The organism is Pseudacidovorax intermedius, from assembly GCF_003350475.1.
GTDB lineage: Bacteria > Pseudomonadota > Gammaproteobacteria > Burkholderiales > Burkholderiaceae_C > Xenophilus > Xenophilus intermedius.
On the sequence record NZ_QQAV01000009.1, the window covers coordinates 56121 to 80281 of the forward strand.

Here is a 24161-nt window from a genome sequence, read left to right on the forward strand (position 1 = left end):
CCCCGCAACCCAGAAGACGGAGACATCCCGCATGCTGCGCCAGCCTCACTGCCTGATGGCCATCGCCTGGCCGGCGTTTCTGGCCGCCTGCCTGATGGAGTTCCTGGTCTTCGGCTTCGTCGATCCGGCCGAGTTGCGCTGGTTCGGCCATGTGCTCGAGATGCCGCGGCAGGCCATCTACGCGCTGGGCTTCTTCGGCTTCTGGGTCGTGACCATGGTGTGCAGCGCGACGACGGCGCTGCTGATGCGCACGCCGGCCCAGGTCAATGCGCAGCCCGGGCCCGCCGGCCAGGCCTGAGCCCCCGAAACGAAGAAGGACGCCGAGGCGTCCTTCCTGTTTATGACGTGCCAGGTGGCCCTGGCGGGCCACCGGCCCCGGGGCTCAGGCGCAGACCGTGGGGTTGACCATCCGTCGCAGTGCTTCCGCGTCGAGGATGCGCACATGCCGCTGGTTGACCTCGACCACGCCGTCGTCGACGAACTTGGAGAGGGTGCGGCTCACCGTCTCGAGCTTGAGGCCCAGGTAGCTGCCGATCTCCTCGCGAGTCATGCGCAGCACCAGCTCGGAGGCCGAGAAGCCGCGCGCATGCAGGCGCTGCACCAGGTTCAGCAGGAAGGCAGCCAGGCGCTCCTCGGCGCGCATGCTGCCCAGCAGCAGCATCACGCCATGCTCGCGCACGATCTCGCGGCTCATGATCTGGTGCACATGGCGCTGCAGCGCCGACACCTCGCGCGACAGCTCCTCGATGCGGTCGAAGGGCATCACGCAGACCTCGGAATCTTCCAGCGCCACGGCGTCGCAGGTATGGCGGTCGTTGACGATGCCGTCCAGGCCGATGATCTCGCCGGCCATCTGGAAGCCGGTGACCTGGTCGCGGCCGTCCTCGGAGGTGATGCGGGTCTTGAACACGCCGGTGCGGATGGCGTAGAGCGAGACGAACTGCTCGCCGTTATGGAACAGCAGTTCCTTGCGGCGCACCTTGCGGCGCGTGGCGACCAGCGAATCCAGTCGCTGCAGTTCCTCCGGCGACAGGCCCACGGGCATGCACAACTCGCGCAGGTTGCAGTTGGAACAAGCGACTTTGATGGATTCTGGGGTCATGGTGTGTCCGACTCTGTAGGGTGGGGGGACGGCCCGACGCCTCGCTCGTGGGGTCTGTGGCGTCCGAAGGCTCCCTTGTCAGTCATTCTCCGACAGCGATCAACTTTCTGTTTGACGTGGATCAAGCGCCGATCATGGCTTCGAACGCACATTAGAGGCAACAACCCTGGCGCTGCTGTGCCCTCCTGCTGCGATGAGTTCTCTGCCCATCCCGTCCCCCTTTGCGACCGAGCCCGCGGTGCTTTCGACGTCGCTGCTGCGCCGTTTCGACGTGCCGGGCCCGCGCTACACCTCCTATCCGACCGCCGACCGCTTCGTGGAGGCCTTCGGTCCCGCGGAGTATGCCCAGGCCCTGGTCCAGCGCCGCGAGGCGGCCGGCGCGCGCGCGCTGCCGCTGTCGCTGTACGTGCACATCCCTTTCTGCGAATCGCTGTGCTACTACTGCGCCTGCAACAAGATCATCACGCGCCACCACGAGCGGGCGGCCGAATACCTGCAGGACCTGCTGGGCGAGCTGCGGTTGCAGGTGGCCGAACTGGGCCGGGGTGAGCCGGTGAGCCAGTTGCACCTGGGGGGCGGCACGCCCACCTTCTTCAGCGACGAGGAGCTCTCGACCCTGATGACGGCGCTGCGCGAGTCCTTCGACTTCCTGCCCGGCGCCGAATGCTCCATCGAGGTCGACCCGCGCACGGTCGATGAGGCCCGCCTCGCGCACCTGGCGGCGCTGGGCTTCAACCGCCTCAGCTTCGGCATCCAGGATTTCGATGCGCAGGTGCAGAAGGCGGTGCACCGCATCCAGCCCGCGGCCGAGGTCTTCGCGCTGATGGCGGCGGCAAGGCGGCTGGGTTTCGCCTCGATCAATGCCGACCTGATCTACGGTCTGCCGCGGCAGAACAGCACGTCCTTCGAGCGCACGCTGGCGCAGGTGGTGGAGCTGCGGCCCGACCGCATCGCCCTGTACGCCTACGCCCATCTGCCCGAGCGCTTCAAGCCGCAGCGTCGCATCCTGTCGCAGGAGTTGCCCGACGGCCCCACCAAGATCGACATGCTCTCGCGCGCCATCGGCGTGTTTGGCGAGGCGGGCTACGTCTACATCGGCATGGATCACTTCGCGGTGCCGGAGGACGCCCTGGCCGTGGCCAAGCGCCAGGGCCGGCTGCACCGCAACTTCCAGGGCTACAGCACCCAGCCCGACTGCGACATCATCGGCCTGGGCGTCTCGGCCATCGGCCGTGTGGGCGCCAGCTACAGCCAGAACGCCAAGACGCTGGAGGACTACCGCGACCGGCTGCAGCAGGGCCAACTGCCCGTGGTGCGCGGCCTGGCCCTGGGCCGCGACGACGTGGTGCGACGCGCGGTCATCATGGCCATCATGTGCCAGGGCCGCATCGACTTCGAGGCCATGGGCGCCGCCAATCTGGTGGACTTCCGCCAGTACTTCGCGGCCGAGCTGCAGGCGTTGCAGCCCCTGGCGGAGCAGGGGCTGGTACGCCTGGATGCGCGCGAACTCGAGGTCACGCCGGCCGGCTGGTACGTGGTGCGCGCCATCGCCATGGTGTTCGACCGCTACCTGCAGGCCGACCGGGCGCGCACCCGCTTCTCACGCATCATCTGAGCTGCGCCCAGGCCTTTGCCCATGCGTCCCCAAGCCTGCCGACCCGTGCCGAGGGCGCCGTCCATTGCGGGCAGGGCACTCACGTCCCCGGACCGACGGCAGCGGCCAGACGTCCGGCTGACCTAGAGATTTCATGGCCTGGATCGAAGGACTCGCGCTGTCGGCGACGCTGCTTGGCGTGGCCTCTGCGCCGCACTGCGCCATGATGTGCGGCCCGGCCTGCACCTCATTGATGAGCGCTTGCACACGGCGGCCCATGGCGCAAGCCGGCGATAAGTCCCAGGTGCAGATCTTCCCGCGCGGCAGTGGCGAGCCTGCCTCAATCACCCCGTCGATGCAGCTTGCCTTTCATGGGGGCCGCCTGTTGAGCTATGCGGCAACCGGTGCATTGGTGGCGTCGGCCACCGGCATGCTTGCGACGCTCAGTGCCACCTTGACGGCACTCAAGCCCCTGTGGTTGCTCATGCATGCAGTCGTGCTGAGTTGGGGAATCGTCCTGGCCGCCGTGGGTCGGCAGCCTCTCTGGGCGGCGCAGCTGGGAAGGGGCGCCATGCAACGTGCGGCCACTTGTGCGGCGTCCCCGCGGGGGCTGCTGGCGGTGGGCTCGGTGTGGGCGTTGATGCCTTGCGGCATGTTGTATTCGGCGTTGATGTTGGCGGCGCTGGCCGGCAGTCCCTTCGAAGGGGCAACGTTGATGGTTCTGTTCGGCGCCGGGGGCGCTGCAGGCCTTTGGCTGGCACCGAGGTTCTGGTCGTACCTGCGCGGCGGACAGGGGACCTGGCGGGCAGCAGCGGGCACGCGGGTGGCTGGGCTGCTGCTTGCCACGGCCGCAGGCTACGCCCTTTGGATGGATCTGCGAGAGCAGGTGGCGCGCTGGTGCGCTTGACTGCGGAAGGCGTCGTCCGCGATCTCTTGCCTGTGGACTTCCAGAGCTTCGAGCCCAAGACGTTGGCAGGCCCTCTTTGAATCCGGTGCCGAGTCCGGCCGCCGGCGCGTGAAGCGCAGCACCGTCTGAGTTGTTGCCGCGTCTGCGACGACGTCGATTTCGATTTGCAGATCGCAAGCCCGGGCCACGGGGGCGCATTCGACAGCGGAATGGCCGTCAATGCTGGACCTTTCTGATGCTGCGGTGGCCCGCTCGTGAACGCGTGTTGAGCTTTTGAAAAACTTTTCTTTTAAATTATTCACCTAATTTTTAATTAGGTGGTGAATCTCGATCAAGGCAGGGCTGGCGTCCTAAAAAATACCTGGTAAGTGTGTGAATGTCCTCATAAAGTTCTAATTCATGCTGTCATCGTCAATCTTTCGCGAGCATGCCCGTCATGATTTAACTCACGCTTCTGGTCATTGATTCATGGCTAGGCGAATCCAAGGAGGGGCCTTGAAAAGGTCGGAGCGCTTGCCGGCAAATCGAACTGATTCATTGCACGTGGTTCCAAGCCGCAAAGATGGGCTTGGCTCTGCGCCGCGATCGCTGTCCGCCCTTGTGGCGGGCCGGCACAGGTGAGGTGCAGCGGTGCGGCCCGGATTGCAATTGGCCGTCGTTGGATGTTGGCCGTCCTTGGTGGCCTTTGTGCTTGGCCGTGCGGCGCGCAGGACGCTGGCGGATCGGTACGAGTGGAGCCAATGAGTCGCTTCGAGGCAGAACAGGCGCGTTTGCGAGCGCAGTTGGAGCGGGCGCCGCAGGCCTATGTGGACCGCGTCATGGACGAATCCGTCCTGGATTCAGCAGACACCGCGACAGCACCCGTCGGAGGCGAGCTCGCAGGCGTGCGGTCCTGGGTGGTGGAGTCGCGCGCGGGTTGGGCAAATTCAGACGACAGCGGCGCATCGCTGCATGCCTTCGAAGCCGGTATCCATGCCGAGTACCGGCGCGAGATGCTCAATTTCGGAGACTTGAGCTTTCAGTTCGACGGTCGCGGCGCCAACGGTGATTCGCAGTCCGGACTCTTCGGGCTGGGATCGCTTGGACAGTCCACCCATGCCAGTGGCGACCGTTTGACCCTGCGCATGACCGGTGTGCCGCTGACCTCCCGACGTTTCGCCGACATCGCGCTCGGCGATTTCTATGCCGAGCGCACGGACGGTCTTCAGCGGTATGAACGGCTGGCCTTTGGAAGCAGCCCGTTGCGTGGCGCATCGGTGCGCCTGTTCGACGCAGACGGCGAACTGCGGCTCGGGGGCGGCTTGCGCGGTTGGCTGGTGGGAAGCCCCTATCCGGGCTTCGAGCGTAGCCAGGGCAGCAAGAGCTGGATCGCGATGACCAGGCGAGTGGACGGCGATGGTTTTGCGGCTTTTCAGATCGAGCAGGCGAACAACGTACCGGCCTTCTACTACGACGGGTGGAGAGGGCAGGGCAGCGGATCGAAAGACGTACGCAGCTTCGCGGCCTCGGTCGGGCGCAACAACTGGCCCCTGCGCGATGGCGAACCCCGTGGCCGGCTCACGCTGATTGCAAGCAGAGTGCAATCGAGCACTCCCGATGTCGCCCAGGGAAGCTCCGTCGGTCTGTTCGCCGAAGGGGCTGTGCGTCTGGGCTCCTACAGGCACACCGCGAGCCTGTTCGTTGCGCGCCCCAATCTTCATTTTGGTGACACTTCGCTGGCGACCGGGACCAGCGGAGGCCACTGGCGCGTCGATTACACGAGCGCGCGGCTCAGCTGGGGCGGCGGGGTCGACCTGGACCGCGGTCCGCAGGAGGCATACCAGAGCGGTACAGAACGCTCGCGGCGAGCGTTTTCCCTCAACGGGCAATATCTTCTGGACCGCGACAGCGCCATCGGGGGCAGCTTCTCGGCTGCCGTCCTGCATCAGCAGGGTGGTACGAACTTCGGCAGCAACTGGAACGCCGAAGCCTCGACTCCGAGCAGCACGCAGAAGAGTTTTCTCGCGTCCTGGTACGGCCAAAGCCGATTTTTCGGACTGCCGCGCAGCCGTCTCACGCTCACCGTGCAACGCAATCGTTCGGTTGCGGCCGACAGTGACACCGCAACCGGTCAGGAGCTGGTCTGGGAGCAGGACTGGTTCGATGCCCGCGCGTCCAACGGAGGCAGAGAGTTCACGACCCTCATCGGCTATGCGCGAGACGAAAGCGGCGGCGTCGTCCGCCATTACCCCACGGCCGGCGCACAGTTTCGCGGCAGGCTGGCCGGCACGGTCGAAGTGCAGGGCAATCTTCGCTACACGTCGCGAACCGGTGGGCTCTACACCAGCAGGGGCCTGTCTGGGAGCCTCTCGCTGGAGCAGAGCCTTGCTGCGGGCTGGCGAGTAGGCGCGACCCTGAGCCTCAATCAGGCGCGAACTGCTCTGGTTCGAACCCTGGCGGATACGGCCCAGGTCTATCGAAGCAACGAAAAGACGCTCCAGCTCTACCTTCGATGGCAAGGGCAGAGTGGCCAGCCATTTGCACCGATCGGCGACCGGGCGGCGGGTGCAGGCAGTGGCGACATCGAAGGGCAGGTGTTCCTGGATGCGAACCGTGACGGCATACAGCAGCCGGGTGAGGCCCTCGCAGCAGGTGTCGAAGTCGTGCTCGACGGGCGGTTCCGAACCGTCACTGATCGCAACGGTCGCTTCGAATTCCGCTTGGTCGCAGTGGGTCGGCACCGGTTGAGCGTGACGCCCGAGAGCATCCCGCTTCCCTGGGTGGATTCTGGGTACGGCGCAGGGGTCGAAGTCCCCCTGCGCGGTACGGGCTCGGTCACGCTTGCGCTTGTGCGAGGGACGCCATGAGTCCTCCGGCTGCGGCAGAGATGACAGCGAGCGCTATACGACGCGGTGAGGACGCGACTCGCGAATTCCGCCGCACTTCCAAAAAAGAGTTTTTCAGCAGCCCGTACTTCAGAGAGGAACCACGATGAGAAAACAGCACTTCTTCCAAAACCGTGTCGCAGCCGTTGCTTTGGCAGTTGGCGCACTCGCCAGCACCCCGGCGCTGGCCGAGTCCACCTATGGTTATGCGTCGTCCGGCACCGGTACCGTCACTGCAAACGCACGGGTCAACCTGTCTGTCACCGTGCCCAAACTGCTGCTGCTGCGCGTGGGTAGCGCGAACACGGTAGTGGACACGCTGTCCTGGACGTCGGGCTACAGCATTCCTGCGGCATCCACCGTGCCCACGACGGGCAACAACACGGCTGTGAACTGGGATGCCAATGCCCCGACCGCGACGGCCGGCACGCAGCCAGGCGCACTCGCCGTGACCGCATGGACGAACGCAGGCAGTGGAACCATCAATTGCGCGGTTGCCGCCTGGAGCCCGGCCAGCGGTGGACCCCTCAACAGCAACTTCACGGTGAACTCCTCTGGTACCTTGCCTCACCCGGGTGCCAACCTGGGTGCCTGCCAGTCGACGACCTTCCCGAGCAATGCATTGGCCGCGAGCACTTGGACCTATGTGCTTGGCGGCACTCCGGCCAGCTGGTCCGCAGGCTCCTACACGGCCACCGTCACCTACACAGCCACGGGAGTGTGATGACGCGGATCGACATTCAACTCCGCGCGCGTTCCAGCCAACTCTGGGCTAGAGGAGCGCTGGCGCTCGCGGTGGGGCTTCTGTCCGTCGTGTGTTTTGGCACACCGGCCCGGGCCGAGTCCACCTATGGCTACGCGTCCTCGGGCTCTGGCACCCTGACCGCCACCGGAAGGGTCAACCTGTCGGTGACGGTCCCCAAGCTCATCCTTTTGCGGGTGGGGGCGGCCAACGCCACGCAGTCCAGCCTGACATGGGCGCCCACGTTTTCCATTCAGAACGGGCCGACCAGTCCGAACAATGGCAACAACACGGCGATCAACTGGAACGCTGCTGCACCGACCCTGGCGGTCGGTTCGCAGCCTTCCGCGCTGACAGTGGCTGCCTGGACCAACGCCGGCGTGGGCACACTCAGCTGCGCGGTCGGTGCATGGTCGGCAGCGGGAGGGCCGCCCAACTCCAGCTTCGCCGTATCCGGCTCGGGAACGCTCGCGCATCCCGGCGGCGATCTTGGTGCGTGTTCGTCATCCACCATCGCCAGCAACGTGCTCGCCAGCGGCAGCTGGACCTATACCCTCAACGGTACGCCGACGAGCTGGACGGCAGGTGCGTACAGCGCGACGGTGACATACACGGCCTCCGGGGTATGACCGCATTCGGGCGGTGCAGATCGTCTGACCGATGGCGTATGCACGTTTGAGAGGGCTGCGATGGCTGCTGGCCGGCGCCATTGCCGCCTCGTTCATCGACCCGGCGCAGGCCGTGATCCTGACGACCTACATCTCCGTCACCCAAGGCATCAGCCTGAGGGTTGGAGCGGCGGGCGCATCGATCGATCAGGTCGTCTTCGATGTGAGCGGCGCCGATGTCGCACCCAATCCTGGCGCCATTTCTGGCACCGGGGCTTCATCCGTCCTGATCACGGTGTCGGCCGACAAAACGGGCTACTTCTCGCCCAGTGCGGTCACGCTCACGGCGTCGTCCTCAGTGGGACTGCAGTGCCTCACCGCGATCAGCTGTGGCAGTACGGTGATCCCTTTTTCGAGCATCAGCTGGGTGTCCTCCAACCTTGATACCGGCGCCAATGCCGGGAACGACATCCAGACCGGAAGTTTCAACGGTTCCACAAGCCAGCAACTGGCGCAGTTCAGCTTGCCGGGATTCCTCCAGACGCTGTTTTCGGGACCAAGCAGAACACAACTGAGCAACACCCTCAGCTTCACCTATGCAAACAGCACGCTGTATCCGGCAGGCAGCTACCAGGGGCGCGTGACGTTCACCGCCACCATGAACTGATCACGTGGGTGCCTCGCGCCATCGCTTGTCATGATCGATTTGCCGCCCGCAGCCCGATACGGGCAGCGCTTCCGGAGCTTGCTGAGCCTCAGGCTCACGCGTGCAATCGTCCTGCTCCTCACGCTGCACGCTGCGGGTGTCGCGCATGCACAGCGGCTGGACGACTCGGCGTCGCCCCGCGCGCGAATTCCGGCGAGCGTGGACACGGCATCGATCCAAGCGGGATCGCCGTATGTCTCGGCGATGTTCCGGGGCGTCGAATACCGCCTGGCGACCGCCCCCTACGCTGGGAAGCGAGCACGCATCTATCTCGTGGTGCCGTCCCTGGTGCCAGGCTTGAGGTCGCCTGCGGGGCTCAGGGTGGAATGGTCGGGCAGCGATGCACTTGCGCCTGGATCGGCAATGGCAGGTGAGCAGCGGTTGGTCTGGACCGGTGTCGTGCCGGGGCCGTGGATCACCGAACGGCTTGATCTCCGGCTTCAACTGGATCTTCGCGAGTGGCGTCCTGCCTCAACGCGTGGACTGGATCTTGAAACCTACTTTTTTATCGAGGTGTTGCCGTGAAGAGCGACCAGAGTCGAGGACGCATGAACAAGGTTATCCAACGTTTGAAGGGATGCGTCACCCGCGTGTGTTTCGTCATGGCCGCGGCGCTCGTTCCCTGCGCGGTCCTGGCGGCCCCCTTCGAAGTGGGCGTGGCCCCGTCCCGTTATGAACTGAGCGCTGCTGCCGGTAGTCGCGTGGGCCAGGTCCTTGACGTGCAGAACATGGGCAGCTCCGCGGTCGAGCTTTCCGTGCGTACCCTTGACTGGACCTACTCCCCGGAGGGACAGATCGGCTATCACGATGAGCTGCTGCCTGGCAGTTGCCGGCCCTGGGTCACGCTGGAGCGGCGATCCCTCAAGCTCGGGCCGCAGGAAAGGCGGGCCATGCGCTTTCAAGTGGAGGTTCCCTCCGGCGCTGAGAGACAAGAGTGCCGCTTCATGGTCGTCATCGAAGGTGTGGAGCCTGCCTATCAGGCGTTGGTGCGCGAGCGCGGCATGGCATTGCAATTGCCGGTGAGCGGCCGGATTGCAGTCGCGGTCTACGTCGCCGTGGGCGGCGCAGCGCCCAAGCTCGTGCTCCAGGACGCGGTGGTGCGGGAGCATCAAGGCCGGCGACAGCCGGTGATTGTGGTGCGCAACGAGGGTGACGCCCATGGTCGTCTGAGCGGAGCGTTGGACGTGCGTGCGACGGATGGGCGCCAACAGGAATGGACGCCAGAAAGTACGCCCATCATGCCGGGCCAGACCCGCCAGTTGCCGCTGTCGCCGCGGGCCGACGAAGGCGTGATGCCGGAGACATTGAGCTTGCCGGTCAAGGCGTCGGGCCTCCTGGATTGGGAAGATGGCAGCTTCCGGGTGGAGGCAGAGTTCCGGTGACGCAGGGCGCGCGTCGCGCCGCCGCGCTATGGGGCCTTGCGGTTCTGACACTTCCGACCCCGTCTTTCGCGGAGCAGGTCAGTGACACCAATAGCCCCTACACGGTATCCGCCCGTCTGGACTTCCGCATCAACATCGGGAAATACATGTACCTGCGCGTCGGCCCACCTGGTGCTGGTTTAGCGACCGTGGGCTTCAATGTGGGTGCCGTGCTACCCGGTGCGCCCACGGTCGCCACAAACGGAAATTCACAGGCCGTTCCTTGGACCGCCGCCGCACCCACTTTCACCGTCAGCCCCAGCAACAACGTGCTCGCAGTCGAAGTCGGGAGCAACGCGGGCACGGTGAGTCTTCAGGCCACGGTTCTTTCGCCACTTGCAGCCGGCAGCGCGGTGATTCCCATGGGAAGCGTCACGGTGAGTTCCGACAACGGCGGACTGCCGGCGCCAGCAATACCGGCCGCTGGCACCGGTGCCGCCGTCACCGTTTCCGGGACAGCCTTCGGCAACCTGGTGACTCAGCGTTCTGCCAACTGGACGTTCGGCCTCAATGCGGGCCCCTCGATTCGCGCCGGCTCATACAGCGGGCAGGTTGGCTTCACGGCAGTGGCGCCTTGAGCGACCGATGCAGCGCGCGCGATCCGCGCCTCACGCGGACAGTCCCTTCCAGAGCATGTACACCGCCAGCACGTACAGCACACTGGCGAAGACACGCTTGAGCTTCTTGACCGGCAGTGCGTGGGCCGCCCGTGCGCCCAACGGTGCCATGAGCACGCTGCACAGTGCCACGACCACCAGCGCCGGCAGCCAGATGTAGCCGAAGGCGCCCTGCGGCAGTCCCTGCACCGACCAGCCGCTGGCGATGTAGCCCGCCACATTGGCCACCGCGATCGGAAAACCCAGCGCCGCGCTGGTGGCCACGGCCGCGTGGATCGGCACGTTGCACCAGGTCATGAAAGGCACGCTGATGAAGCCGCCGCCCGCGCCGACCAGGCCGGAGATGAAGCCGATGACGCCGCCCGCGGCGAACTGGCCGCCCGTGCCCGGCATCTGCCGGCTCGGCGCGGGCTTCTTGTCGAGAAACATCTGCGTGGCCGAGAAGCCCACGAAGAGCGCGAAGAAGATGGCCAGCACCGAGCCCTTGAGCAGCGCGAACACACCGAGGCTGCCCACCAGGCTGCCGATGACGATGCCGGGCGCCAGGTGCCGCACGATGTCCCATCGCACGGCGCCGCGCTTGTGGTGCGCGCGCACGCTGCTGATGGAGGTGAACATGATGGTCGCCATCGAGGTGGCGATGGCCATCTTGACCGCCAGGTCGGCCGAGGCGCCGCGCGTGCTCATGATGTAGGTGAGGAAGGGCACCATCAGCATGCCGCCGCCGATGCCCAGCAGGCCGGCCAGGAAGCCGGCGCCCAGCCCGAGCAGGCCGAGCTCGACGATCAGCAGGGGTTCGATGCCCATGAGGGAGTCTCCGTCGTATTTTTATCCGCGCGGTGCGGCGCCCGCGTATGTGCGGGGCGTGGCACACATGACAACGGCCCCGTGAAGGGGCCGTTGAAGGAAGAGGTGTCTGCGAATGCCACCGGACCGTCATCCTGAACGCAGGGTTCAGGTGGGCGAGGGCAGCAAGGCATTGGGTTCATCTGACGCGAGATGATCACGCTTGCCAGGCGATGTACCAAGCCCGGGCTCCATAGAGCATTGGTTCAAGGAAATATAAAGCCCGGCGGCATCGCAGACGAGTTCATTCTATGCCTCGGCCGCGGCGTGTCTGCAGTGTCCCGTGTGCCGTGTTGGCCTTGTCGCGCGCGGCTTGCAAGGCGGCGCAAGACGTGCGTAAAAGGCGTAGTGCTACAGCAGTAACCCATCACCGGCCAGGGCCTGGTCGAGGCGGCGGATGAGATGGGCCGCGCGCTCCGGATCGCCATCCGCCATCGCAGTCGGTGCGGGTGTAGGCGCAGGTGCCGATTCGCGCTGGATCAGGTCGTACGCCAGATTGAGCGCGGCCAGGACGGCGATGCGCTCGCGCGCTTTCACCTTGCCTGCGTCGCGGATGCTGCACATGGCCGCGTCCACCCGTGCCACGGCCTCGCGCAGGGCGTCCTCGCCATCGTCGGGGCTGGCCAGCAGGTAGCTCTGGCCCATGATCCGGACTTCGATCTGATTCATGGCGCGGCGGAGGTGGATGTGGATGCGTCGGCGTCGGAGGTCGGCTCGGCCGGCAGCCGTTCCAGCATGGCGTCGATGCGGGTGCGGGCCGTCGTCAGCCGGGCCCGCAGCGCGTCGCGCTCGCGGGTGAGTGCATCGACCTGCTGCACAAGCAGCGCGTTGGTGCGCCGCATTTCCTCGTGGCGGACGAGCAGCCGTTCCACGCGCTCGGCGATCTGATCGATGGGGCTCGGTGCAGACATGGTCGGCGATTGTAGGGGCCGGCCTGTCGGCGTCTGCCTACAATGCGCGCCGTTGTTGGTGCTCGCGGCGCGGTTCGCGCGTCGCAGTTCAACGGGAAGCAGGAGCCCGCGCGCATGCCAGCGCGCAAGGCCGGCACCGGGATCGAACCCTTCCGCCCCAGGGCAGGAAGCAGGCTCGGACCCGGCGCCGGCCACCGGCAAGCCTGCGCTGCCCCCGCAACGGTGAAGCAGCCGGCGCATGTGTTCACGCACGCGCCACGTCGTCCAAGCAAGCCACTGGAGATCGTCGACACGCGATCCCTGGGAAGGCGGCCGGCGCGCGCTGCCAGCCCGGATACCGGCCAACACAGGCGGCTGCCGCGCGACCTCCACGAGAGCGCGGCAGCCATGACGTCCCATCGCCGGCGGGGAGGCCGGCCAGGGACATGCTTCACGGAGCTTCGGCTTCCACACCATGATCACCCGCGTTGGTTCTTCCGCGCGCGCCTTGTCGCGCACCTGCCCCCTGTCGTCCGTGGCCGCGGCCATGACCCTTCTTGCGCCGCTGGGCGCGCTGGCCCAGACGGCCACCCTCCAGGAAACCGTGGTCACCGCCACACGTGTCGAGCAACCGCTGTCCGAGCTGGTCTCCGACGTGTCGGTGATCGACCGCCAGGCCATCGAGAACAGCGGCGCCACCGGCGTGGCCGACCTCCTGGCGCGCCTGCCCGGCGTCCAGATCTCGCGCAACGGCGGCATCGGCAACACCACCAGCGTGTTCCTGCGCGGCGCCGAGACGCGCTTCACCGCCGTCTACCTCGACGGCGTGCGCATCGACTCGCAGTCCACCGGCGGCGCCGCCTGGGAATCGCTGCCGCTCGGGCAGATCGATCGCATCGAGGTGCTGCGCGGCCCGGCCGCCGCGGTCTATGGCTCGGACGCCATCGGCGGCGTGGTGCAGCTGTTCACGCGCCGCGGCGAGGACGGCATCTCGCCCACGGTGAGCGTGGGCGCGGGCAGTCGCGGCCTGCGCGATGCGCAGGTGGGGCTGTCTGGCAAGTCGGGGGCCTTCGACTACTCGCTGGGCGCCGGCTACACAACCACGCGCGGCTTCGACGTGCGCACGCCCAACATCAACCACAACCCCGACGACGACCTCTACCGTGCGAGCTCGGCCAATGTGCGCCTGGGCTGGCAGATCAATGCGCAGCACCGCATCGAGGCCACCGTGCTGGAGAGTGAGACCACGTCGGGCTACGACGCGACCTCGGGCACCGGCTACCGCCTCGCCAACGCGACCGACGACCGCAATCTCTACCACCTGCGCACGGCCGGCCTCAGCTGGACGGCCCAATGGACCGAGCACTGGAAGACGCTGCTGCAGGTGACCGACAGCAACAGCCGGTACGAGACCACCTCGGCCCGCATCGCTGCGGGCTATGCGGGCTACCCCAGCACCACATACATCACGGACACCCAACTGCGCGGCTACCTGCTGCAGGCCGAAGGCAAGTACGGCCCGCACCGCTTCACGGCCGCGCTCGAGCGCCGCGAGGACGAACTGCTCAACCCCTCGCTGACCGACTGGCGCAAGACCCTGAACCGCGACCGCGCGCAGGATGCCCTGGCCCTCGGCTACGGCTTCCATCAGGGCGCCCACACGGTGCAGCTCAACGTGCGCCACGACGACGACAGCGAGTTCGGCGGCAAGACCACCGGCAGCGCCTCCTACGGCTACGAGTTCGTGAAGAACTGGCGCGTCACGGCGGCCGCCGGCACGGCCTTCCGCGCGCCCACGCTGTACCAGCGCTTCAGCGAGTACGGTGATGCCAGCCTCAAGCCCGAGACCGGACGCAATGCGGAGGTCGGTGTGCGCTATGGCGACGGCCGCACCAATGCCAGCCTGGTGGTCTACGAGAACCGCGTGCGCAACCTGATCGTGTTCAGCAGCACCAGCACGAGCTGCGCCTCGCTCTTCGGCTGCTACGCCAGCGTGGGACGCGCGGTGTACCAGGGCGCCACGCTGGCCGCCGACCACCGCTTCGGCGATCACTTCACGCTGCGCGGCTCCATCGACGTGCAGGACCCGAAGGATTCCGAGACCGGCCGACAACTGCCTCGCCGTGCCAAGCGCTACGCCACCTTCGGCGGCGACTGGACGCAGGGCATCTGGACCGTGGGAGCAGAGGTGCAGCTGGCCTCGCGCCGCTTCGACGACACGGCCAACAAGATCGTGCTGGCCGGCTACGGCCTGCTCAACCTGTATGGCAGCGTGCAGCTGCGCCCCGACCTGCGCCTGGTCGCGCGGCTGGACAACGCCACCGACAAGAACTACGTGCTGGCCAACAACTACGCGACGGCCGGCCGCACGGCCTACGTGGGCCTGAAGTGGACGCCGCGCTGACCGACGGCGCCCGCGGGCCCGCCACCTGCGCCGCAGTGCTGGTGGCGGCCCCGGCCTCGGGCCAGGGCAAGACCACCGTGGCCTCGGCCCTGGCGCGGCTTCACGCGCGGCAGGGCCGTCGCGTGCGGGCCTTCAAGTGCGGGCCCGATTTCCTCGATCCGCAATGGCTGGCCATGGCCAGCGGGGCGCCCGTGCACTCGCTGGACTTGTGGATCACGGACGAGGCCGATGCCCGCGCCCGCCTGCACGCGGCCGCCTGCGAGGCGGACCTCATCGTGGTCGAGGGCGTGATGGGCCTGTTCGATGGCGAACCCAGCGCGGCCGACCTGGCCCAGCGCCTGGGCCTGCCGGTTCTGGCCGTGATCGACGCCGGCGCCATGGCTGGCACCTTCGGCGCGCTGGCGCATGGGCTGCAGAGCTACCGCCCGGGCCTGCCCTGGGCCGGCGTGCTGGCCAACCGAGTGGCCGGCGAGCGCCACGGCGAGATGCTGCGTGGCTCATTGCGCGATCCGGCGCACTGGCTGGGCGGGCTGCCGCGCAGCGCCGACTTCGGCCTGCCCGAGCGGCACCTGGGCCTGGTGGCCAGCGCCGAGCTGGACGACGGCCTGGCCCGGCTGGACGCCGCCGCGGACGCACTCGCCGCCACGCCACTGGGGCAGGGCGGACTCGCGGCCTTGCCGCAGGTCGACTTCGCGGCGCCGCCTGCAGCCGCGCCCGTGCCGGCGTTGCTGGCGGGCCGCACCATCGCCATCGCGCGCGACGCGGCCTTCTGCTTCCTCTATGCCGCCAACCTCGACCTGCTGGTGCAGCTCGGCGCGCGGTTGGCCTTCTTCTCGCCGCTGGCGGGCGATGCCCTGCCGGAATGCGACGCGCTGTGGCTACCGGGCGGCTATCCCGAGCTGCATGCCGAGCGCCTGGCCGCGCGTACCGACCTGCGCGCGGCCCTGCATGGGCATGTGGCGCAGGGCCGCGCGGTCTGGGCCGAATGCGGCGGCATGATGAGCCTGTTCGACGAACTGGTGGACAAGGAAGGCCGCAGCCATCGCCTGTGGGGCCTGCTGCCCGGCCGCACCGTGATGCAGCCGCGCCTGGCGGGCCTGGGCTCGCAATGGCTGGCCATCGACGGCGGGCTGCTGCGCGGCCACACCTTCCATTACTCGCGCTGCGAGACGGTGCTGGCGCCCCTGGCGCGCAGCGCGCGGCCCGGTGCCAAGCCCAAGGCCGATGCTGGCGAGGCGCTGTATGCGCAGGGGCCGGTGCGGGCCAGCTACTTCCACGCCTGGTTTCCCTCCGACCCCGCGGTTACGGCCCGCCTGTTCGACGGGCGGCCCCTGCTGCGAACATCGGCCTCCTGATGACGGACAACGCCCACGAATTCATCCTCGGCGGCCAGAAGAGCGGCAAGTCGCGCCGCGCCGAATCGGCGGCTGGCGACTGGCTGGCCGGCGCGCCCGGGCGGCGGGCCGTGCTCATCGCCACCGCCCAGGCCTGGGACGCCGAGATGACGCAGCGCATCGCCCGCCATCGCCAGGAGCGGGCCGAGCGCGTGCCCGGCCTGGAGACCGTGGAAGAGCCGCTGCGCCTGCCCGAGCTGATCGGCGCGCTGAGCCGTCCGGACACGCTGCTGGTGGTCGACTGCCTGACGCTGTGGCTGACCAATCTGCTGATGCCGCCCGGGCTGGATCCGCAGCGCGCCGCGCTGCCCGACTGGCGCACCGAGGCCCTGCTGCTGGTGGAGGCGCTGTCGCGGGCGCCCGGGCCCGTGGTGCTGGTCGGCAACGAGATCGGCCTGGGCGTGATCCCGTTGGGCGAAGAAACCCGGGCTTTCGTCGACGCGCTGGGCCAGCTCAACCAGCATGTGGCCGCCGCCTGCCGCCGCGTCACCCTGATGGTGGCCGGCCTGCCCCTGACCGTGAAGGACAACGGATGACGACCTGGCCCCTCCTGCGCACCGGCCGCGCCCTGCGCGCGGCCTTTGCCGCGTTGCTGCTCGCCGCCGCCGCGCCCGCCCTGCTCGCCGCCCCGGTGGAGGTGGTGGACGAACGCGGCGCCATCGTGCGCCTCGCCCAGCCGCCGCAGCGCATCGTGACGTTGCTGCCCTCGCTCACCGAAACCGTCTGCGTGCTTGGCGCCTGCGAGCGCCTGGTGGGCGTGGACCGCTATTCCAACTGGCCGGCGCCGGTGCACAACCTGCCGCAGGTGGGCGGCGGCATCGATCCCAATGTCGAGGCGGTCGTGGCCCTGAAGCCCGACCTCGTGCTGCTGGCCAAGTCCTCGCGCGTGGTCGACCGGCTGCAGGCCCTGGGCCTGAAGGTTGCGGTGCTGGAGCCCAAGACCCAGGCCGATGTCGAGCGCGTGATGGCCAAGGTCGGCACGCTGCTGGGCCAGCCGGGCGCGCCCGCGCTGTGGCAGCGGCTGCAGGGCGAGCTGGACGCCGCCGCGCAGTCCGTGCCGCCCGCGCGCCGCGGCCAGCGCGTGTACTTCGAGGTCAACAACGGCCCCTACGCGGCGGGCGAGAGCTCCTTCATGGGCGAGACGCTGGCCCGACTGGGCGCCCGCAACATCGTGCCGGCGGCGATGGGGCCCTTTCCCAAGCTCAACCCGGAGTTCGTCGTTCGGGCCGATCCCGACCTGATCATGGTCAGTGTGCGCAGCGCTGCGGGCATGGAGCAGCGGCCGGGCTGGGCCGGCATCCGCGCCGTGCGCGACGGCCGCATCTGCCGCTTCAGCGCCGCGCAGGCCGACGTGCTGGTGCGCCCCGGCCCGCGCATGGGCGAGGCCGCGCGCCTGATGGCCGACTGCCTGTCCGGCCGGCCCCTGGCCGAGTGATGGCCCTCCACCTGCAGCAGGGCCGCCGCGCCCGGGTGCTCACGCTGGCCTTGCTGCTGGCGGCGGTGCTGCTGGGCGCGCTCGGCGCGGCCGTGGGCAGCACCGGCGTCGAACGCCTGTGGCAGCTGGTCGACGACCCCATCGCCTGGCAGATCGTGCGCGACATCCGCCTGCCGCGCACCACCGGGGCCTGGCTGGCCGGCGCACTGCTGGGGCTGGCGGGTGCCGTGGCGCAAGGCCTGTTCCGCAACCCGCTGGCCGACCCTTGGCTGCTGGGCAGCGCCTCGGGCGCCGGCCTGGGCGTGGCCCTGGCGCTGGGCGCCATCGGCGGCTCGCCCGCCGCGGCGGCCTGGGGCGTGCGGCTGGGCCTCACGGGCGCGGCTTTCGCGGGCGCCGTGGCGGCCGTGTTGCTGACGTTGACCCTGGCCCGCGGCGCCCAGCACACGCTGCGCCTGCTGCTGGCCGGCGTGATCGTGGGCATGGTGCTGGGCGCCATCAAGGACCTGTTCACCCTGTCCTCGGCCGACATCCTGCAGGCGCTGGTCGTGTTCATGCTGGGCAACACGGCGCTGGTGGGCTGGAATGCCTGCGCCATCATGGCCGTCGCCCTGGCGGGATGCCTGATCGCGGCGCGGCTGCTGGCGCCGGTGCTCGATGGCCTGGCGCTGGGCGAGGCCACCGCCGCCAGCCTGGGCCTGCCGCTGCCGGCCATGCGCGCGGCGCTGGTGGCGGTGCTGTCGCTGGCCACCGGCGCGGCCGTGGCGCAGACGGGGCTGATCGCCTTCGTCGGCCTGGCGGCGCCGCACCTGGTGCGCTCGATCGTCAAGACCACGCATGCGGGACTGCTGATGCTGTCGGCCTTCATGGGCGGCGCGCTGCTGATGGCGGCCGATCTGCTGGCGCGGTGGCTGATCGCGCCGCAGGAGCTGCCGGTGGGTGTGCTCACGGCCGTGCTGGGCGGCGGATACCTGCTCTTTCTGATGCACAAGCGTTCGCGCGGAGGTGGGCGATGAACGCCGATCTCGCCGCCGCCATGCACGCCCGCGCGGAAGGCGCATCGACCGGAGCCGCGGCCGGCCAGGCAGACCGCGGCGCAGCGGTCGACGCACCCGTGCTGGAGGCGCGGAGCCTGGGTGTCCGGCTCGGCGATGCGCCGGTCGTTCACGGTGTGACGCTGCGCCTGCAGGCGGGCCGCTGGACCAGCATCGTCGGCCCCAACGGCGCGGGCAAGTCCACGCTGCTCAAGGCTATGGCCGGCCTGCTGGCGCCCGCGGACGGCGAGGTGCGGCTGGATGGCCGGCTGCTCTCTGAATGGCCGCACCGGACCCGCGCCCGACGCCTGGCCTGGCTGGCGCAGGGCGGCGCGGCCGACCCGGCCGCCGACGACCTCACGGCCTACGACGTCGCCATGCTCGGCCGCCTGCCGCACCAGCGCTGGCTGGCTGCACCGTCCGAGGCCGACCATGCGGCCGTCGAACGCGCGCTGCGCCAGACCCAGGCCTGGGACTGGCGTGCCCGTGCGCTGTCGCAGCTTTCCGGCGGCGAGCGTCAGCGCGTGCTGCTCGCCCGCGCGCTGGCCGTGGAGGCGGGCGTGCTGATGATGGACGAGCCCCTGGCCAACCTCGACCCGCCGCACCAGGCCGACTGCCTGGCGCTGGCCCGCACCCTGGCCGATGCCGGCCGCACCGTGGTCACCGTGCTGCACGAGCTGCATGCCGCACTGCTGGCCGACGACCTGATGGTGATGGCCGGCGGCCGCCTTCTGCACCACGGCCCCTGCGGCGATGCCGCCACCCATGCCGCCATCGAGGCCGTCTTCGACCATCGCATCCGCATCCACCGTGTCGACGACCAGTGGGTGGCGCTGCACCGCTGAACCCTTTTCCGAGAACCCTCATGCAGACCGAAACCCCGCCCCAGACCAAGCCCTACGAGAAGCCCGAAGGCGAGCGCCGCGGGCTGCTGATCGTCAACACCGGCGACGGCAAGGGCAAGAGCACCGCCGCCTTCGGCCTGGCCATCCGCGCCCATGGCCGCGGCAAGCCGGTGCGCATCTTCCAGTTCATGAAGGTGCCCAGTGCGCGCTTCGGCGAGCACCGCGTGTTCGAGCAACTGGGGATGCCCATCGAAGGCCTGGGCGACGGCTTCAGCTGGAAGAGCCAGGACCTGGAGCGCTCCGCGCAACTGGCGCGCGATGGCTGGACCCGGGCGGCGGCGGCCATCAGTTCCGGCGAGCACTTCCTGGTGGTGCTGGACGAGATCACCTATCCGCTGATCTACGGCTGGCTGCCGCTGGAGCCGGTGATCGAGGTGCTCGCACAGCGGCCCTCGTCGGTGAGCGTGGTGCTCACCGGCCGGCGCTGCCCGCAGGAGCTGATCGACATCGCCGACACGGTGACCGAGATGCGCAAGGTCAAGCATGCCTTCGACGCGGGCATTCCGGCCCAGCGCGGCATCGAGGACTAGGCCACGGTGATCGACAGCCCGGTCGTGTTGGCCGCCGCGCTCTGGCTGGCGCTCGCCGTCGACCGCTGGCTGGGCGAGCCGCCGGTGCGGCTGCACCCGGTGGTCGGCATGGGCCGCTGGCTGGGTTGGGCCGGTCGCCATGTGGCGCCGCTGCCTGGCGATGCGCGGCGTGCCGAGCCCTTCGTGCGCGGTGCGCTGGCATGGCTCGTCGGCGCCTTCGTGGCGACGGCGCTGGGCTGGACCCTGCAATGGGCCGTTGGCGCCTTGCCCGCGCTGCTGGCCACGGTGGTGCTCGCGCTGTGCCTCAAGCCGCTGCTGGCCTGGCGCATGCTGCGTGACGAGGTGGCGGCGGTGGAGGCGGCGCTGGGGCGCTCGCTCCCCGAAGGCCGTGAACGCCTCGCCCGTCTGGTGAGCCGAGACGTGCAGCGCCTGGATGCCGGCGAGGTGCGCGAGAGCGCCATCGAGTCGCTGGCCGAGAACCTCAACGACTCGGTGGTGGCGCCGCTGTTCTGGTTCGCCATCGCCGGACTGCCTGGCGCCGTGCTCTATCGCTTCGCCAACACCGCCGACGCCATGTGGGGCTACCGCGGCGATCGTGGCGGCCGGGACTGGACCTGGGCCGGCAAATGGGCGGCGCGGGCGGACGACGCCCTGTCCTGGCTGCCGGCCCGGCTCACGGCCCTGCTGCTGATGCTGGCCGCCGGGCGCTGGCCCGCCGGGCTGCGGCGGGAAGCGGCACGAACGCCGTCGCCCAACGGCGGCTGGCCCATGGGCGCCATGGCGCTGCTGCTGGGCGTGCATCTGCGCAAGCCCGGCGTCTATGCGCTCCACGCGGACGGCCGCGAGCCGCAGGCACAGGACACGCAGCGGGCACTCGTCCTGGCGGGGCGTGCCGTGCCGATGGCAGCCGCGCTGGCCACGCTCGCGCTCGTCTGGCTGGGGCAGGCGTGATGAGGTCCGTGGTCCACGGTGGGCCGGACGCGCAGGGCGTGCCGGTGCACGACTTCTCCACCAACGCCAACGCCTGCGGACCCTGCGAGGCAGTGATGCAGGCGCTGCGGCAGGCTGATCCCACGCGCTACCCGGACCCGGCGGCCACGGCATTGCGCGCCCGGCTGGCCGCATGGCATGGGGTCTCTCCCGAACGGGTGCTGGTGGCCGCCAGCGCGAGCGAGTTCATCGTGCGCATCACGGCGGCCGTGGCCCTGAGCCGTCGGGGCGAAGGGCCGGTGCAGGTGCCCGCGGCCGCCTATGGCGACTACCGTCTGGCGGCCGAAGCCCATGGACTGCCGGTACAGGTCGTCGGCGAGCCGCTGGCGCTCGGTGGCGATCGGCCCCCGGTCCTGGCCTGGGCCTGCGAGCCGTCCTCCCCGCGCGGCGACGCCGTGGCGGATCTGCCCGCCCGGCTCGACGCCCTGCCACGGGACACGGCGTTGGTCCTGGACTGCGCTTACGCCCCCCTGCGGCTGGAGGGCGCCTCGGCGTTGACCGCGGCGCAGCGCGACCGGTGCTGGCAGCTGTGGACGCCCAACAAGGCCCTGGGCCTGACGGGCGTGCGTGGCGCCTATGCCATCGCACCGGCCGCAGCGCCCGGGCGGCTGGTCCAGGATCTGCACGCCCTGGCACCGTCATGGCCCCTGGGCGCCCATGCCGAGGCCATGCTCCGGGCCTGGACCGAGCCGGCCGTCCAGGACTGGCTTTCGACGCAATGCCTGCCGCGCCTTCGGGAATGGAAGCAGCGCCAGATCTCGCACTGCGAAGCGATGGGCTGGCAGGTGGCGCCCGGCGTCGCCAACTTCTTCTGTGCCAGGCCAGGCGCCCCGTCCCTCGACGAGGCGTTGCGCGACCTGCGCGCCCACGGCATCAAGCTGCGCGACTGCCGCAGCTTCGGCATGCCGGGCTGGGTGCGACTGGGTGTGCTGCCCCCGGCCAGCCAGGATGCACTGGCTCGTGCATGGAGTCCGTTCGCATAGACGGATGGCGCGCCCCGTGATCGCCCGATGGCCTGCGAACGCGCACTGCCGCTTCGGTCACGACGATGGCGCGATGGCCGACAGCCCGGCCTGGCTCGCGGCAGGCACGCTTGGCGCATCGCTCACAGATTCGGAGAACACCATGCGCCAAACCTTTTTCGGTATCGCCACCGCCCTGTCCCTGATCGCCTTTGCCGGCGCCAGCCATGCCCAATTGGGCAAGGCCGCATCGGAGGCGTCGGACGCCGCCGAGCACAAGATCGACCAGAAGCGCGCCGAGAGCGACGCCAAGAAGAGCGGCCCGGTGGGCAAGGCCGTCAACAACGTCAAGTCGGAGTACCACAAGAACCGCTCCAAGAACTCGGCCGAGAAGGCCAAGGACGCGCTCAAGGGCAAGGACTGAGTTCCCACACAGGGTCCGCGCGTGGTGACACGCGGCGGCATCCGGCCAACCAAGCAAAAGGGCTGCAGCGATGCAGCCCTTTTGCTTGTGACCGGTGGCCTCGCCTATTCGCCGTCGGCGTCCTTGCGCCCCCGGCCGCCGCCGGTCAGCCGACCGGTGAGGTCGAGCACCCGCGTCACCGCGGCGCCCATTCCCATGAGCCGCATCGCGGTGTCGGGCGAGAGGCGCTGGACGTCGTCGAACCAGCGCACCAGCCGGTCGATCAGATCGTGCATCTCGCGCATGCGCTGCTGGGCATGACGCTCCTCCTCGGTGGCCGGCTCCTGCAGCAGGGCGTTGCGCAGCATCGAGAGCGTGGGTTCGATCTCGCGCCGGCGGCGTTCCTCGGCCAGCACGCGGAAGATGTCCCACACCTCGCCCGGCGTCTCGAAGTATTCGCGCCGGTCGCCCGCCAGATGGCGCAGCTGCACCAGCCGCCAGGCCTGAAGTTCCTTGAGCCCCATGCTCACGTTGGAGCGCGAGAAGGACAGCGTCTCGCTGATCTCCTCGGCATTGAGGGGGCGCCGCGAGAGGAAGAGCAGGGCATAGATCTGCCCCACGGTGCGGTTGATGCCCCAGCGGCTGCCCATCTCGCCGAAGTGGTCGACGAACTGGCGGTGGAGTTCGGGCAGGGCAGGGCGCGGGTCGGCAGGACGGCTGTTGGGCATCCGCCGATTGTGCGTGCTGGGATTTCAGAAAAAGCCGAAATCCCAGGAATGCCTTGAATCCGGTGGGGCGATGGCGCTCAGCCCGCCTGGCTGATCTGCATCGTCGGCCGGATGTCGGTGTAGTTCTTCACGTCGCCGTTGATTTCCTTCGCGTGAGGTCCGAAGGCGGCCTGGAAGGCTTCGACCGATGCGCAGTCGATGTGGCACATGGCCTCGAAGGCCGGCTTGGAGCCGGGTGCCGGTCCCGACAGGCCGCGGTCGATGCGGTAGCCCAGGCAGGCCGAACCCATGCGGGTCTGGATCATGGGCATGTGCTTGTCGCGGTAGTAGTCGTGGTCGAAGCGGGCACCTTCGGTGAAGGGGTAGAGGACGCTGACACGGATCATGGCGGGTCTCCTGGAGTGGTTGCGAATGGGTGGATGGACGCTGCGGTTCAGCCGCGGCGGGTGGCAATGAGTGGCTGCACGTCCGGGGCCTTCAGGCGCGGCCGGCCGGCCTCGGCCCGGGCCAGCGGCGCGACCTCTTCCATCGTGGCCAGGCAGCGGCGGGTGAGGTCCTGGTAGGTGAGGGTGCCGTCGTGCTTCCAGGCGATCTCCTGCTCGGTCAGCGGTCGCTTGACGCGTGCGGGCACGCCGGCCACCAGGCTGGCATCGGGGATCTGCATGCCCGCGGGCACGAATGCGCAGGCGGCCACGATGGTGCGCTCGCCGACCACGGCCTCGTCCATCACCACGGCATTCATGCCCACCAGCGCATCGCGGCCGATCACGCAGCTGTGAAGCACGGCGCCGTGGCCGATGTGGCCGTTCTCGCGCACCACCGTGTCCCGCTCCGGAAAGCCGTGGATCACGCAGGTGTCCTGCACGTTGGAGCCGGCCTCCAGCACCACACGGCCGAAGTCGCCGCGCAGGCAGGCCGCCGGTCCGACATAGCAGCCCGGGCCGACGTGGACGTCGCCGATCAGCACGGCGGTGGGATGCACATAGGCGCTCGGGTCCACGACGGGCACCACGCCTTCGATGGCATAGCAGGGCATTGCGCAAGGTCTCCTTCGGGCGCAGCACCGAACGGCACGGCGCTGA

Annotated in this window: 27 protein-coding genes and 1 riboswitch; of the genes, 20 read left to right on the forward strand and 7 right to left on the reverse strand. The window is 68.9% G+C overall.

Features of this window, described 5'->3' with window-relative positions; genetic code table 11:
* The first annotated feature begins 31 nt into the window (after window positions 1-31).
* Window positions 32-298 (forward strand): hypothetical protein, encoded by a 267-nt coding sequence (locus DFR41_RS19970; protein WP_017761485.1) that lies wholly within the window; start codon window positions 32-34, stop codon window positions 296-298.
* Between the two features lie 84 nt (window positions 299-382).
* Here DFR41_RS19970 and fnr read toward each other — a convergent pair whose 3' ends face one another.
* Complete coding sequence (fnr, locus tag DFR41_RS19975) at window positions 383-1102, reverse strand: fumarate/nitrate reduction transcriptional regulator Fnr (protein ID WP_114804033.1); 720 nt, start codon at window positions 1100-1102, stop codon at window positions 383-385.
* A gap of 193 nt (window positions 1103-1295) precedes the next feature.
* Here fnr and hemN point away from each other — a divergent pair, with 193 nt between their 5' ends.
* The 9 genes from hemN (at window position 1296) to DFR41_RS27485 (ending at window position 10522) form a co-directional block, all read left to right on the forward strand.
* Window positions 1296-2717 carry an oxygen-independent coproporphyrinogen III oxidase gene (gene hemN, locus DFR41_RS19980; protein WP_114804034.1) on the forward strand — a complete coding sequence of 474 codons (1422 nt, stop codon included), beginning with the start codon at window positions 1296-1298 and terminating at the stop codon, window positions 2715-2717.
* Window positions 2718-2850: 133 nt separating this feature from the next.
* The gene (locus tag DFR41_RS19985; protein WP_114804035.1) at window positions 2851-3603 is read left to right on the forward strand and encodes a sulfite exporter TauE/SafE family protein; all 753 of its coding nucleotides are present in this window, start codon (window positions 2851-2853) and stop codon (window positions 3601-3603) included.
* A gap of 740 nt (window positions 3604-4343) precedes the next feature.
* Window positions 4344-6449 (forward strand): hypothetical protein, encoded by a 2106-nt coding sequence (locus DFR41_RS19990; protein ID WP_017761481.1) that lies wholly within the window; start codon window positions 4344-4346, stop codon window positions 6447-6449.
* Between the two features lie 124 nt (window positions 6450-6573).
* A complete protein-coding gene (locus tag DFR41_RS19995) occupies window positions 6574-7191 on the forward strand; it encodes a hypothetical protein (protein WP_114804037.1) in 618 nt (205 codons plus the stop codon).
* Entirely contained in the window at window positions 7191-7838 is a 648-nt protein-coding gene (locus DFR41_RS20000; RefSeq protein ID WP_081682488.1) for a hypothetical protein, read from the forward strand. Before DFR41_RS19995 ends, DFR41_RS20000 begins: the two co-directional genes overlap by 1 nt.
* Before the next feature lie 31 nt (window positions 7839-7869).
* Window positions 7870-8484 (forward strand): hypothetical protein, encoded by a 615-nt coding sequence (locus DFR41_RS20005; protein ID WP_147284403.1) that lies wholly within the window; start codon window positions 7870-7872, stop codon window positions 8482-8484.
* Between the two features lie 30 nt (window positions 8485-8514).
* The gene (locus DFR41_RS20010; RefSeq protein WP_017758334.1) at window positions 8515-9048 is read left to right on the forward strand and encodes a hypothetical protein; all 534 of its coding nucleotides are present in this window, start codon (window positions 8515-8517) and stop codon (window positions 9046-9048) included.
* 23 nt (window positions 9049-9071) lie between these two features.
* Entirely contained in the window at window positions 9072-9905 is an 834-nt protein-coding gene (locus tag DFR41_RS20015) for a fimbrial biogenesis chaperone (protein WP_017758335.1), read from the forward strand.
* Entirely contained in the window at window positions 9902-10522 is a 621-nt protein-coding gene (locus tag DFR41_RS27485) for a hypothetical protein (protein ID WP_147284404.1), read from the forward strand. The genes DFR41_RS20015 and DFR41_RS27485 overlap by 4 nt, the downstream gene beginning before the upstream one ends.
* Before the next feature lie 30 nt (window positions 10523-10552).
* Here DFR41_RS27485 and DFR41_RS20020 read toward each other — a convergent pair whose 3' ends face one another.
* The 3 genes from DFR41_RS20020 to DFR41_RS20030 form a co-directional block, all read right to left on the reverse strand.
* Window positions 10553-11368, reverse strand: a complete 816-nt coding sequence (locus DFR41_RS20020) for a sulfite exporter TauE/SafE family protein (protein ID WP_114804038.1) — start codon at window positions 11366-11368, stop codon at window positions 10553-10555.
* A gap of 390 nt (window positions 11369-11758) precedes the next feature.
* Window positions 11759-12076: a cell division protein ZapA gene (locus DFR41_RS20025; RefSeq protein ID WP_114804039.1), complete on the reverse strand. Its 318-nt coding sequence runs from the start codon at window positions 12074-12076 to the stop codon at window positions 11759-11761.
* Window positions 12073-12318, reverse strand: coding sequence for a DUF904 domain-containing protein (locus DFR41_RS20030; protein ID WP_114804040.1), 246 nt, complete (start codon window positions 12316-12318; stop codon window positions 12073-12075). The genes DFR41_RS20025 and DFR41_RS20030 overlap by 4 nt, the downstream gene beginning before the upstream one ends.
* Before the next feature lie 39 nt (window positions 12319-12357).
* Window positions 12358-12678, forward strand: a riboswitch (cobalamin riboswitch).
* Between the two features lie 94 nt (window positions 12679-12772).
* Here DFR41_RS20030 and DFR41_RS20035 point away from each other — a divergent pair.
* From DFR41_RS20035 to DFR41_RS20080, 10 genes are all read left to right on the forward strand, one after another.
* Window positions 12773-14701 carry a TonB-dependent receptor domain-containing protein gene (locus tag DFR41_RS20035; protein WP_114804041.1) on the forward strand — a complete coding sequence of 643 codons (1929 nt, stop codon included), beginning with the start codon at window positions 12773-12775 and terminating at the stop codon, window positions 14699-14701.
* The gene (locus tag DFR41_RS20040; RefSeq protein ID WP_244917814.1) at window positions 14686-16056 is read left to right on the forward strand and encodes a cobyrinic acid a,c-diamide synthase CobB; all 1371 of its coding nucleotides are present in this window, start codon (window positions 14686-14688) and stop codon (window positions 16054-16056) included. The genes DFR41_RS20035 and DFR41_RS20040 overlap by 16 nt, the downstream gene beginning before the upstream one ends.
* Window positions 16056-16631, forward strand: coding sequence for a bifunctional adenosylcobinamide kinase/adenosylcobinamide-phosphate guanylyltransferase (locus DFR41_RS20045; RefSeq protein WP_114804042.1), 576 nt, complete (start codon window positions 16056-16058; stop codon window positions 16629-16631). The genes DFR41_RS20040 and DFR41_RS20045 overlap by 1 nt, the downstream gene beginning before the upstream one ends.
* Window positions 16628-17530: an ABC transporter substrate-binding protein gene (locus DFR41_RS20050; protein WP_114804043.1), complete on the forward strand. Its 903-nt coding sequence runs from the start codon at window positions 16628-16630 to the stop codon at window positions 17528-17530. The genes DFR41_RS20045 and DFR41_RS20050 overlap by 4 nt, the downstream gene beginning before the upstream one ends.
* Window positions 17530-18543: a FecCD family ABC transporter permease gene (locus DFR41_RS20055; RefSeq protein ID WP_114804044.1), complete on the forward strand. Its 1014-nt coding sequence runs from the start codon at window positions 17530-17532 to the stop codon at window positions 18541-18543. Before DFR41_RS20050 ends, DFR41_RS20055 begins: the two co-directional genes overlap by 1 nt.
* Window positions 18540-19406, forward strand: coding sequence for an ABC transporter ATP-binding protein (locus tag DFR41_RS20060; RefSeq protein WP_244917815.1), 867 nt, complete (start codon window positions 18540-18542; stop codon window positions 19404-19406). The genes DFR41_RS20055 and DFR41_RS20060 overlap by 4 nt, the downstream gene beginning before the upstream one ends.
* A gap of 20 nt (window positions 19407-19426) precedes the next feature.
* The gene (gene cobO / locus DFR41_RS20065) at window positions 19427-19996 is read left to right on the forward strand and encodes a cob(I)yrinic acid a,c-diamide adenosyltransferase (protein WP_114804045.1); all 570 of its coding nucleotides are present in this window, start codon (window positions 19427-19429) and stop codon (window positions 19994-19996) included.
* 6 nt (window positions 19997-20002) lie between these two features.
* Window positions 20003-20947, forward strand: a complete 945-nt coding sequence (gene cbiB / locus DFR41_RS20070) for an adenosylcobinamide-phosphate synthase CbiB (protein WP_425326714.1) — start codon at window positions 20003-20005, stop codon at window positions 20945-20947.
* Window positions 20947-21969, forward strand: a complete 1023-nt coding sequence (locus tag DFR41_RS20075; protein ID WP_114804046.1) for an aminotransferase class I/II-fold pyridoxal phosphate-dependent enzyme — start codon at window positions 20947-20949, stop codon at window positions 21967-21969. Before cbiB ends, DFR41_RS20075 begins: the two co-directional genes overlap by 1 nt.
* Before the next feature lie 142 nt (window positions 21970-22111).
* Window positions 22112-22372, forward strand: a complete 261-nt coding sequence (locus DFR41_RS20080) for a hypothetical protein (protein WP_114804144.1) — start codon at window positions 22112-22114, stop codon at window positions 22370-22372.
* Window positions 22373-22476: 104 nt separating this feature from the next.
* Here DFR41_RS20080 and DFR41_RS20085 read toward each other — a convergent pair whose 3' ends face one another.
* From DFR41_RS20085 to paaY, 3 genes are all read right to left on the reverse strand, one after another.
* The gene (locus DFR41_RS20085) at window positions 22477-23079 is read right to left on the reverse strand and encodes a GbsR/MarR family transcriptional regulator (protein ID WP_114804047.1); all 603 of its coding nucleotides are present in this window, start codon (window positions 23077-23079) and stop codon (window positions 22477-22479) included.
* 77 nt (window positions 23080-23156) lie between these two features.
* Window positions 23157-23465 (reverse strand): EthD family reductase, encoded by a 309-nt coding sequence (locus DFR41_RS20090; protein WP_114804048.1) that lies wholly within the window; start codon window positions 23463-23465, stop codon window positions 23157-23159.
* A 47-nt stretch (window positions 23466-23512) separates the two neighbouring features.
* Window positions 23513-24115, reverse strand: coding sequence for a phenylacetic acid degradation protein PaaY (paaY, locus tag DFR41_RS20095; RefSeq protein ID WP_114804049.1), 603 nt, complete (start codon window positions 24113-24115; stop codon window positions 23513-23515).
* Window positions 24116-24161 lie beyond the last annotated feature (46 nt).

Excerpts from the sequence above, each read along its gene's own strand:
- DFR41_RS19985 (WP_114804035.1), top strand. The coding sequence starts at position 2,851 with ATGGCCTGGATCGAAGGACTCGCGCTGTCGGCGACGCTGCTTGGCGTG.
- DFR41_RS20075 (WP_114804046.1), top strand. The coding sequence starts at position 20,947 with ATGAGGTCCGTGGTCCACGGTGGGCCGGACGCGCAGGGCGTGCCGGTG.
- DFR41_RS20030 (WP_114804040.1), bottom strand. The coding sequence starts at position 12,318 with ATGTCTGCACCGAGCCCCATCGATCAGATCGCCGAGCGCGTGGAACGG.
- DFR41_RS20050 (WP_114804043.1), top strand. The coding sequence starts at position 16,628 with ATGACGACCTGGCCCCTCCTGCGCACCGGCCGCGCCCTGCGCGCGGCC.
- DFR41_RS20045 (WP_114804042.1), top strand. The coding sequence starts at position 16,056 with ATGACGGACAACGCCCACGAATTCATCCTCGGCGGCCAGAAGAGCGGC.
- DFR41_RS20015 (WP_017758335.1), top strand. The coding sequence starts at position 9,072 with ATGAACAAGGTTATCCAACGTTTGAAGGGATGCGTCACCCGCGTGTGT.
- DFR41_RS20080 (WP_114804144.1), top strand. The coding sequence starts at position 22,112 with ATGCGCCAAACCTTTTTCGGTATCGCCACCGCCCTGTCCCTGATCGCC.
- DFR41_RS19990 (WP_017761481.1), top strand. The coding sequence starts at position 4,344 with ATGAGTCGCTTCGAGGCAGAACAGGCGCGTTTGCGAGCGCAGTTGGAG.
- DFR41_RS20020 (WP_114804038.1), bottom strand. The coding sequence starts at position 11,368 with ATGGGCATCGAACCCCTGCTGATCGTCGAGCTCGGCCTGCTCGGGCTG.
- DFR41_RS20060 (WP_244917815.1), top strand. The coding sequence starts at position 18,540 with ATGAACGCCGATCTCGCCGCCGCCATGCACGCCCGCGCGGAAGGCGCA.
- fnr (WP_114804033.1), bottom strand. The coding sequence starts at position 1,102 with ATGACCCCAGAATCCATCAAAGTCGCTTGTTCCAACTGCAACCTGCGC.
- DFR41_RS20010 (WP_017758334.1), top strand. The coding sequence starts at position 8,515 with ATGATCGATTTGCCGCCCGCAGCCCGATACGGGCAGCGCTTCCGGAGC.
- DFR41_RS20055 (WP_114804044.1), top strand. The coding sequence starts at position 17,530 with ATGGCCCTCCACCTGCAGCAGGGCCGCCGCGCCCGGGTGCTCACGCTG.
- DFR41_RS19995 (WP_114804037.1), top strand. The coding sequence starts at position 6,574 with ATGAGAAAACAGCACTTCTTCCAAAACCGTGTCGCAGCCGTTGCTTTG.
- DFR41_RS20025 (WP_114804039.1), bottom strand. The coding sequence starts at position 12,076 with ATGAATCAGATCGAAGTCCGGATCATGGGCCAGAGCTACCTGCTGGCC.
- hemN (WP_114804034.1), top strand. The coding sequence starts at position 1,296 with ATGAGTTCTCTGCCCATCCCGTCCCCCTTTGCGACCGAGCCCGCGGTG.
- DFR41_RS20085 (WP_114804047.1), bottom strand. The coding sequence starts at position 23,079 with ATGCCCAACAGCCGTCCTGCCGACCCGCGCCCTGCCCTGCCCGAACTC.
- DFR41_RS20000 (WP_081682488.1), top strand. The coding sequence starts at position 7,191 with ATGACGCGGATCGACATTCAACTCCGCGCGCGTTCCAGCCAACTCTGG.
- cobO (WP_114804045.1), top strand. The coding sequence starts at position 19,427 with ATGCAGACCGAAACCCCGCCCCAGACCAAGCCCTACGAGAAGCCCGAA.
- paaY (WP_114804049.1), bottom strand. The coding sequence starts at position 24,115 with ATGCCCTGCTATGCCATCGAAGGCGTGGTGCCCGTCGTGGACCCGAGC.
- DFR41_RS19970 (WP_017761485.1), top strand. The coding sequence starts at position 32 with ATGCTGCGCCAGCCTCACTGCCTGATGGCCATCGCCTGGCCGGCGTTT.
- DFR41_RS20005 (WP_147284403.1), top strand. The coding sequence starts at position 7,870 with ATGGCGTATGCACGTTTGAGAGGGCTGCGATGGCTGCTGGCCGGCGCC.
- DFR41_RS20035 (WP_114804041.1), top strand. The coding sequence starts at position 12,773 with ATGATCACCCGCGTTGGTTCTTCCGCGCGCGCCTTGTCGCGCACCTGC.
- DFR41_RS20090 (WP_114804048.1), bottom strand. The coding sequence starts at position 23,465 with ATGATCCGTGTCAGCGTCCTCTACCCCTTCACCGAAGGTGCCCGCTTC.